At 63.4% G+C, this 803-nt stretch carries 1 protein-coding gene; it reads right to left on the reverse strand.

What is annotated here, in order from left to right; genetic code table 11:
* Positions 1–693, reverse strand: a 693-nt coding sequence (locus EN984_RS36385) for a Gfo/Idh/MocA family oxidoreductase (RefSeq protein ID WP_164766006.1), incomplete at its 3' end; no start/stop codon positions are given.
* Positions 694–803 lie beyond the last annotated feature (110 nt).

Genomic DNA, 803 nt, shown 5'->3' on the forward strand with positions numbered 1-803 from the left:
GTCCCAGCTTTGCGGGCCTGTCTGCAGCCAGTCGAGGTCCATCGTCACCGGCAACCCGTTCGAGGTGCGGAAGGCGACGCGCGCGGCAACCGGGGAGGCGCGGTTTTCGGGAAAATCCAGCACCGCCGAGGTGATGAACATCGCCGGCAGGATATGGGTGGCAATCGACAGCGCGTTGATGCCGGGATCGAAGACGCCGAAACCGCCGGGAGCCCAGATCCATTCCTGGTTCGGGTGCCAGCGGCGCACGTCTTCCTTCCAGTTGATGGCGGCCGACCTGATCTTGGCTTTGTCGAGGAATGCACGCGCGGCCTCTACGGCCGGCGCATAGCGCGAGTGCCAGCTGGCGAACAGCGAAACCCCGTTCTGTGCGGCCAATGTCTTGAGGTCCTCGACCTCGCTGACAGTGGCGCCAGGCGGCTTCTCCAGGAAGACATGCTTCTTGGCCATCAGTGCCGTCCGCGCCGCATCGTAGCGGAACTGCGGCGGCATGCAGAGCGACACGGCCTCGAGCTCGGGCACAGCGTCGAGCATGGCTTCGATGTCAGGAAAATTCGTGATGTCATCCACCTTGCCGTGACGGCTGGCGGCCGCGATGAGGCGATAGTCCTGGTCTTTCGCCAGGGCCGGTAGGTGCTGGTCGCGGACGATCTTGCCGACGCCGACGATGCCTATCTTGATGGGCTGGGACACGGCCGCTCCGTCTGTTTGATGATGGTGATGGTTTCTTATCAGAACACTTGCCCCGGGCAAGCCGAAGCCAAGCAGCCAAACTCAGCCTTCCTCGAGCGGCAGTGCGTATT

It is taken from the genome of Mesorhizobium sp. M7A.F.Ca.CA.004.12.1.1, assembly GCF_003997835.1.
Lineage (GTDB): Bacteria > Pseudomonadota > Alphaproteobacteria > Rhizobiales > Rhizobiaceae > Mesorhizobium.